General features: G+C 71.0%; 1 protein-coding gene. It reads right to left on the reverse strand.

The genetic code is table 11. The features are described from left to right. Positions 1 to 9,872, reverse strand: a 9,872-nt coding sequence (locus ACFY0T_RS50145) for an SDR family NAD(P)-dependent oxidoreductase (RefSeq protein WP_388885920.1), incomplete at both ends; no start/stop codon positions are given.

The following is a 9,872-nucleotide window of genomic DNA, read 5'->3' on the forward strand; positions in this document are numbered from 1 at the left end:
ACCGCGACCATCGCACCACCGGAGGGGAGTGCCTGCATCAGCCGGCCACGCGCCGCCACCAACCGCGCCGCATCCCCCAGCGACAACACCCCCGCGCCATGCGCCGCAGCGAGTTCGCCGATCGAATGCCCGGCAAGGAAGTCGGGCCGCACACCCCACGACTCCACCAACCGGAACAACGCCACTTCCAGCGCGAACAGACCCGCCTGCGTGAACACCGTCTGACTCAGCAGACCGGCATCCTCACCCCACACCACCTCCCGCAACGACCGGTCCAGGTGCCGATCCAGCTCCACGGTCACCGCATCGAAGGCCTCGGCGAACATCGGGAACGCGGCATACAACTCCCGCCCCATCCCCAACCGCTGAGCCCCCTGACCCGTGAACAAGAACGCGGTCAGACCACGGCTTGCTTCGCCGCTGACGACACCGGGCGCACTGCGCCCCTCGGCCAGCGCCGCCAGACCCGCGACCAGCTCCTCCCGGCCGCCGCCGACCACCACACCCCGGTGCTCGAACGCCACCCGCGACGTCGCCGCCGAAAACGCCACATCCACCGGCCGCAACTCCACCCGGCCCTCGACCCGCGCCAGCAGTGCCGCCGCCTGCCCGGCCAACGCCTCCGCACTCTTCCCGGAGACCACCACCGGCACCACCGGCAGCCCAGAACCCCCCTCGACCACGGCAGCATCCACCGGAACCTGCTCGATGATCACATGCGCATTCGTGCCACTGATCCCGAACGACGACACACCCGCCCGCCGCGGCCGACCCGCCTCCACGGGCCACTCCCGCGCCTCGGTCAGCAGCCGAACATTGCCCTCCGACCAGTCCACCTGCGGCGTCGGCTCATCCACATGCAGCGTCCTGGGCAGCACCCCATGCCGCATCGCCTCCACCATCTTGATCACACCGGCCACACCCGCCGCCGCCTGCGTATGACCGATGTTCGACTTCAACGACCCCAACCACAACGGCCGCTCCCCCGGCCGATCCTGCCCATACGTCGCCAACAACGCCTGCGCCTCAATCGGATCACCCAGCGTCGTCCCCGTACCGTGCGCCTCCACCACATCCACATCCGCCGCCGACACACCCGCATTCGCCAACGCCTGACGAATCACCCGCCGCTGCGACGGACCATTCGGCGCCGAGAAACCATTGCTCGCACCGTCCTGGTTGACGGAGGAACCCCGCACCACGGCGAGGACCGGATGACCGTTCCTCCGCGCATCCGACAGTCGCTCCAGGAGCAGCACGCCGGCGCCCTCACCCCAGCCGGTGCCGTCGGCGGCTCCGGCGAAGGACTTGCAACGGCCGTCGGGCGCGAGGCCCCGCTGCCGCGAGAACTCCACGATCATGCCCGGGGTGGCCATCACGGCGACGCCGCCGGCCACCGCCAGGGAGCACTCCCCCGACCGCAGCGACTGCGCGGCCAGGTGCAGGGCCACCAGCGACGACGAGCACGCCGTGTCCACCGTGACCGAGGGGCCTTCCAGACCGAAGACATAGGAGGTGCGTCCCGACACCAGACTGCCGCCGCTGGCCATCGCGGCTTCGACGCCGAGCCCGTAGTCGTGGTACATCAGCCCGGCGAACACACCGGTCCTGCTGCCCTTCAGCGACGCCGGGTCGATGCCCGCCCGCTCGAACGCCTCCCACGTGGACTCCAACAGCAGCCGCTGCTGCGGATCCATGAGCAACGCCTCGTTCGGGCTGATCCCGAAGAACGCCGGGTCGAACTCGCCCGCGTCGTGCAGGAATGCTCCCCGGTGCGTGTAGGACTTGCCAGGGACGCCGGGCTCGGGGTCGTACACGCCCTCGTCCCAGCCGCGGTCGGCCGGGAAGTCCGAGACCGCGTCGACACCGCCGGCCACCAGGTCCCACAGGCCCTCCGGCGTGGTCACACCGCCCGGATACCGGCAGCTCATCGCCACGATCGCGATCGGATCGTCGTCCGTCACCCGCGCGGCGGCCACCGGCGCCGCGTCGGCCGCCGTGCCGACGAAGGTGGCGACGATGTGCTCGGCCACGGCCCGTGCGTTCGGGTAGTCGAAGATCAGAGTGGCCGGAAGCCGCAGCCCCGTGGCCGTGTTGAGCTGGTTGCGCAGCTCCACTGCCGCGAGCGAGTCGAAGCCGAGCTCCTGGAAGGCCCGGTCGGGTTCGACCGCGTCGACCGAGGCGTGCCCCAGCACCGCGGCGACCTGTCCGCGCACCAGCTCGAGTACGACCCCTTCGCGTTCGTCCTCAGGCAGTCCGGCGAGCCGCTGTCCGAGCTCGGAGGCGCCGGAGGCCCCGGCTCGCGCCGTCTGGCGGGCGGGGACCCGCACCAGACCACGGAGCAGAGCCGGAATCTCGTCGCCGCGCGCCCTGATCACCGCGGGATCGATGCGCAGCGGCACCGTGACCGCCTCGTCGCAGCGCAGGGACGCGTCGAACATCGCCAGCGCCTCGTCGGCCGGAAGGGCCGGCATGCCCAGCGACTTCATGCGCTGCTCGGCTTCGTCGAGCTGTGTGGTCAGGCCGGTGCTGACACCCCACAGTCCAAACGCCATGGACGTCGCGGCCAGGCCTCGGGAGCGGCGGTGCCAGGCCAGCGCGTCCAGGAAGACGTTCGCGGCAGAGTAGTTCGCCTGTCCGGCGGCGAGCACCATGCCGCCCGCCGAGGAGAACATCACGAACGCCGCGAGCGGTTGGTCCTTCGTCAGCTCGTGCAGGTGCCAGGCAGCATCGGCCTTGGGCCGCAGCACCGAGTCCACGCGCTCGGGAGTGAGGGAGCCGACGAGGCCGTTGTCGGTGACTCCGGCCACGTGCACCACCGCGGTCAGCGGATGCGCGGCCGGAATGGCGGCGAGCGCTGCCGCCACCGCATCGCGGTCGGCGACGTCGCAGGCGGTGATGGACACCTCGGCGCCCAGCCCGGTCAGTTCGGACCTGAGTTCCTCGGCACCGGGGGCGTCCGCACCGCGTCGGCTGGTCAACAGCAGGTGGCGTACTCCGTGTTCGACCACCAGGTGCCGGGCCACCAGGGCGCCGAGTCCGCCCGTACCGCCAGTGACGAGGACCGTTCCTTCGGGGTCCAGCGGGGTGTCGGCGCCTTCCCCCGAGGGTGTCGTGGCGGTGATCCGGGCCAGCCGGGGCACGAACACCTCGCCGGACCGCACGGCCAGCTCGGGTTCGCCGGTGGCCAGCGCCGCGGTCAGGGCCCGCGCGGACTCCGCATGGTTGTCGAGGTCCACCAGCACGAACCGGCCGGGGTTCTCCTGCTGCGCCGAGCGCACCAGGCCCCACACCGGGGTCTGGCCGAGCTCCACATCGGCGCCCTCGGTGGTGGCAACGACGTTCCTGGTCACCACCGCCAGCTTCGCCGCGGACCACCGGTCGTCGGCGAGCCACCGCTGAACGGCGTCCAGCACGTGGTGCGTCTGCGCCCGTACGTCCGCCTGGGTGTCGCCCGTCGTGGGCGCGCATTCCAGCAGTACGACATCAGGTACGGCGTCGCCGTCGGCGAGCGTGTCCCAGGCGGGCCACGCTGCCTCTGCCGACAGGGCCGAGGAGAGGGGGAGGCGGTTCCAGCCAATCCGGAAGAGCGGCTCGTCGCGCCCACCGGAAGCGGCCTTGATCTGCTCGCTGGAGACCGGCCGGCCCACCAGGGACCGCACGGACAGCACCGGACAGCCGGTCGCGTCGGCGACGGACAGCACGATGTTGTCGTACGAGGGCCTGGTGATGCGCACTCTCAGCGCGCTCGCGCCCGCTGCGTGGAGGGCAACTCCGTTCCAGGAAAAGGGGAGGATCGTCTCGTCCCCGCCCGGCCCCTCGGCATTGATCAACGATCCGTGCATCGCGGCGTCGAGCAGCGCCGGGTGCAGGCCGAAGCGCGCGGCCTCGTCGTGGGACTGCTCGGGCAGGGTGATCTCCGCGAAGACCTCACCCTCTCGTCGCCAGGCGGCTTTCATCCCCTGGAAGACCGGGCCGTAGCCGTAGCCGCGGTCCAGCAGCTGTTCGTAGGCGTCCGACACGTCGACGGCCTCGGCGCCCGCCGGCGGCCACTGGGTGAAGTCGAACGACGGTGCCGGGGCGCCGGTGGCCAGCACGCCGTCGGCGTGCAGCGTCCACGGCAGGTCGGGGGCTTCTTCGCCCCGCGAGTAGATCCGCAGCGAACGGCGACCGGAAGCGTCCGGCGCGTCCACGACCAACTGCAGTGCCACACCCCCGTTTTCGGGCAGTACGAGGGGAGCCTGAAGCGTGAGTTCCTCGACCAGATCGCAGCCGACCTGGTCACCGGCCCGGATCGCCAGCTCCACGAACCCGGTACCGGGAAGCAGGACGCTGCCCAGCACGTCGTGATCGGCGATCCACTGCTGAGTGCCGATCGACAGCCGGCCGGTGAGGACGACCGTGTCCGCGTCCGGAGCGGTCACCACCGCGCCGAGCATGGGATGTTCGGCGTCCCTCAGCCCTGCGGAGGTGACTCCGCCCAGCTCCCCCCCGATCCAGGAGTCGGCCAGGTATGCCCGAGTGTCCATCCAGAACCGCTGGCGCTGGAAGGCGTACGTCGGCAGGTCGACGCGCTGCGCTCCGCTCCCGGCGAAGAAGGCCGGCCAGTCCACCACCGCACCGGCGACATGCAGCCGGCCGAGCGCCGATACCAGAGCCTCGGGCTCCGAGCGGTCCCTGCGCAACGCCGGGACCAACACCGCGTCCTCGACGGTCAGTTCAGCCATGCCGGTCAGCACGCCGTCCGGGCCCAGCTCGATGAAGGTGCTCACGCCTTGGTCGACGAGGGTGCGGATGCCGTCCGCGAACCGCACGGCCTCACGGACATGGCGCACCCAGTACTCGGGCGAACCCAGCTCCCCCGCCAACTCTCCAGTGACGTTCGAGACCACCGGAATCGATGGCTCTCCGTACGTCAACTCCTCGGCCACCGCACGGAATTCGGCAAGCATCGGCTCCATCAGGGAAGAGTGGAAGGCGTGCGAGACCGCCAGGCGCTTCGTCTTACGGCCCAGCCCAGCCAGTTGCTCCGACACCTTGAGTACGGCGTCCTCGGCGCCGGAAATGACCAGCGATGTCGGCCCGTTGACCGCGGCGATGTCCACGCCCTCGACCAGGAGCGGACGTACCTCGTCTTCCGTGGCCTGGACCGCGACCATCCCACCACCGGAGGGGAGTGCCTGCATCAGCCGGCCACGCGCCGCCACCAACCGCGCCGCATCCCCCAGCGACAACACCCCCGCGACATGCGCCGCAGCCAGCTCGCCGATCGAATGCCCGGCAAGGAAGTCGGGCCGCACACCCCACGACTCCACCAACCGGAACAACGCCACTTCCAGCGCGAACAGACCCGCCTGCGTGAACACCGTCTGACTCAGCAGACCGGCATCCTCACCCCACACCACATCCCGCAACGACCGGTCCAGATGCCGGTCCAACTCCACGGTCACCGCATCGAAGGCCTCGGCGAACATCGGGAACGCGGCATACAACTCCCGCCCCATCCCCAACCGCTGAGCCCCCTGACCCGTGAACAGGAACGCAGTCAGACCACGGCTTGCTTCGCCGCTGACGACACCGGGCGCGCTACGCCCCTCGGCCAGCGCCGCCAGACCCGCGACCAGCTCCTCCCGGCCGCCGCCGACCACCACACCCCGGTGCTCGAACGCCACCCGCGACGTCGCCGCCGAAAACGCCACATCCACCGGCCGCAACTCCACCCGGCCCTCGACCCGCGCCAGCAGTGCCGCCGCCTGCCCGGCCAACGCCTCCGCACTCTTCCCGGAGACCACCACCGGCACCACCGGCAGCCCAGAACCCCCCTCGACCACGGCAGCATCCACCGGAACCTGCTCGATGATCACATGCGCATTCGTGCCACTGATCCCGAACGACGACACACCCGCCCGCCGCGGCCGATCCGCCTCCACGGGCCACTCCCGCGCCTCGGTCAGCAGCCGAACATTGCCCTCCGACCAGTCCACCTGCGGCGTCGGCTCATCCACATGCAGCGTCTTGGGCAGCACCCCGTGCCGCATCGCCTCGACCATCTTGATCACACCGGCCACACCCGCCGCCGCCTGCGTATGACCGATGTTCGACTTCAACGACCCCAACCACAACGGCCGCTCCCCCGGCCGATCCTGCCCATACGTCGCCAACAACGCCTGCGCCTCGATCGGATCACCCAGCGTCGTCCCCGTGCCGTGCGCCTCCACCACATCCACATCCGCCGCCGACACACCCGCATTCGCCAACGCCTGACGAATCACCCGCCGCTGCGACGGACCATTCGGCGCCGTCAGCCCATTCGACGCACCGTCCTGATTCACCGCACTGCCCCGCACCACCGCCAGCACCGGGTGACCATTCCTCCGCGCATCCGACAGCCGCTCCAGCAGCAGCACGCCGACACCCTCACCCCAACCCGTGCCGTCCGTCGACGCCGCGAAGGACTTGCAACGACCGTCCTTGGCCAGACCCCGCTGGCGCGAGAACTCCACGAAGACTTCGGGGGTGGCCATCACGGCGACGCCGCCGGCCAGCGCCAGGGAGCACTCCCCCGACCGCAGCGACTGCGCGGCCAGGTGCAGGGTCACCAGTGACGACGAGCACGCCGTGTCCACCGTGACCGAGGGGCCTTCCAGACCGAGTACGTACGAGACCCTGCCGGAGGCGATGGCGCCCGTGCTGCTGTTGTAGGCGTAGTCGTGGTACATCATCCCGGCGAAGACGCCGGTCGAGCTGCCGCGCAGGGTCGCGGGGTCGATGCCCGCCCGTTCCAGCGCTTCCCAGGAGGACTCCAGCAGCAGGTACTGCTGGGGGTCCATGACCGCCGCCTCGTTGGGGCTGATGCCGAAGAACGCCGGGTCGAACTCGCCCGCGTCGTGCAGGAATCCGCCCTCACGGGTGTACGTGGTGTTGATCCGCTGCCCCTCGGGATCGTAGACGCGCTCGAGGTCCCAGCCGCGGTTGGCCGGGAATTCGGTGATCGCGTCGACGCCGCCGGCCACCAGGTCCCACAGCTCCTCCGGTGTGGTCACCTCGCCCGGGTAGCGGCAGCTCATCGCCACGATCGCGATGGGGTCGTCGCTCGCGGCGACCGTCGAGACGACCGTGGTGCCTCGCTCGCCCTCGCCGGAGAGCTCACCGGTGAGGAAGCCGGCCAGAATCGCGGGGGTCGGATAGTCGAAGACGAGGGTGGCCGGGAGACGCATGCCCACCGCTTCGCTCAGCCCGTTGCGGAATTCGACGGCTGAGAGCGAGTCGAAGCCGAGCTCGTTGAAGGCGCGGCTCCGCTCCACCGCGTCGGCTCCCGTGTGCCCCAGCGTCATGGCCGCGTGGGCACGGACCACCTCGAGCAGTTCCTGCTCGCGCTCAGCCGGGGAGAGTCCGCTCAGTCGCTGCCGCATCGAGGCCGCTGCCGCCGATCCGGCCGCGGCCGCGCCCCTTCGGGTCCGGCCGCGGACCAGGCCGCGAAGAACGAGCGGCAGCGTGTCCGAGGCCTGGGCCAAGGTCTTGAGGTCGAGTCGGATGGGCAGCAGCATGGCCGCGTTCACCGTGCCGGCCCGGTCGAAGAGGTCGAGTCCCTGCTCGCCCGTCAGCGCTCCGATCCCCGTACGGCTCATCCGTTCCAGGTCTGTGTCACTGAGCTCGCCCGCCATGCCGTCGCGGTCCGCCCACAGGCCCCAGGCCAGGGACTGCGCCGGGAGTCCGGCGGCCCTCCGGTGCGTGGCCAGCCCGTCCAGGAAGGCGTTCGCCGCCGCGTAGTTGCCCTGCCCCGGTGCACCCAGTACGCCGGTCGCCGAGGAGAACACGACGAACGCCGACAGCTCCCGGTCCGCGGTCAGTTCATGGAGGTTGAGCGCCGCGTCCACCTTCGCACGCAGCACCCGGTCCATCCGCTCTGGCGTCAGCGACTCGATGACACCGTCGTCCAGCACACCCGCCAGATGCACCACAGCCGTCACCCGATGCTCGGCCAACAGCGCCGCCACCGCATCGCGATCCGCCACATCGCACGCCGCGAACACCACCCGCGCGCCCAGACCCGCCAGCTCCGCCCGCAACTCCTGCGAACCCGGGGCACCCACACCGCGACGACTGGCCAACACCAGCTCCCGCACCCCGTACTCGACCACCAGATGCCGCGCGACCAACCGCCCCAGCATCCCCGAAGCACCCGACACCAACACCCTGCTGTCGGCGTCGAAGCCGCCGGTGACCGGCTCCTTCTCGACCGCGACCCGGGCCAGCCGGGCCACATGGGCCACTCCGTCACGAACCACGACCTGGGGTTCGCCCGCGGCGATCGCCGCCCCGACGGCCACGGCGTCGTAGGCGCCGCCGGCGACATCGGCCAGGACCACCCGGCCTGGGTGTTCTGCCTGGGCGGCGCGTACCAGACCCCAGACCGCCGCACCCGCCAGATCCGTCACATCCTCACCCGGCAGAGCCACCGCCCCACCGGTCACCACCAACAACGTCGACGACTCGAACCGCGCCTGCGACAACCACGACTGCAACACCCCCAGCACACGATGCGTCGCCTCCCGCACCTCCGCCGCCGCATTCCCACCACCGCAACGGAGCACGACGACTTCGGGAACCGGCCCGCTGTCGGGGAGCGTGTCCCAGTCCCCGATCGACTCGGCCTCTGCGGGTCCCGCCGCCAACGCGGCGGGAACCAGGGACCAGTCGAGCTGGAACAGGGACTCGTGGAAGCCGCCGCGGGCGGCGGTCAGCTGCTCGCCCGAAATGGGGCGCAGGGTAAGGGACTTTGCCGTCAGGACAGGTCGGCCGCTCTCGTCGTACACGGCCAGCGTGATGGCTCCGGCGCCCGCCGGGGAAAGCCGTACGCGCACACTCGCCGCGCCGGAAGCATGGAGTTCGACACCGGCCCAGGAGAAGGGAAGGACGGCCTGGTCGGTGAAGAGACCGGTGTACGAGGCAGCATGGAGGCAGGCGTCGAGGAGGGCCGGGTGCAGGCCGAAGCGTCCCGCTCCGGAGGCTTCGACAGCCGGCAGCGCGACCTCGGCAAAGACCTCGTCGCTCGACTTCCAGGCCGCCGTGATGCCCTGGAACACCGGGCCGTAGCTCAGACCGGCCTGGGCCAGGTCCGTGTACAGCCCCGCCGTCTCCAGTGGAGTGGCACCCGCCGGCGGCCAGCTTCGGGAATCGGCGGGCGCACCGGTACCCGAGCCGAGGACGCCCTCGGCGTGCAGCGTCCACGGCAGATCGCTCTCGCCCTCGGGACGGGAGTGCACGGTGACGGTCCGCGACCCGGAATCGTCCGCCGCGCCGACCACCACCTGCACCTGAACACCGCCACGCTCCGGCAACACGAGCGGAGCCTGAAGCGTGAGCTCCTCGACCACGTCACAGCCGACCTGGTCACCGGCCCGGATCGCCAGCTCCACAAACCCCGTCCCCGGGAACAGCACCACACCACCGACCCCGTGATCCGCCAGCCACGGCTGCCCGGCCACCGACAACCGCCCGGTCAGCACCACACCGTCCGAGTCCGCCAGCGTCACCGCCGCTCCGAGCAACGGGTGTTCGGCGGCGTCCAGCCCTGCCGCGGCGACATCACCGGTGCCCGGGGCGGCATCGATCCAGTAGCGCCTGCGCTGGAAGGCGTACGTCGGCAGGTCGACGCGCCGCGCTCCGCTCCCGGCGAAGAACGCCGGCCAGTCCACCACCGCACCGGCGACATGCAGCCGGCCCAAGGCGGAGACCAGGGCCTCGGGCTCCGAGCGGTCCCTGCGCAACGCCGGGACCAACACCGCGCCCTCAGCGGTCTCTTCCGCCATACCGGTCAGCACGCCGTCCGGGCCCAGCTCCACGAACCGCGAGACACCCTCGGCCACCAG

It is taken from the genome of Streptomyces sp. NPDC001530, from assembly GCF_042894545.1.
Lineage (GTDB): Bacteria > Actinomycetota > Actinomycetes > Streptomycetales > Streptomycetaceae > Streptomyces.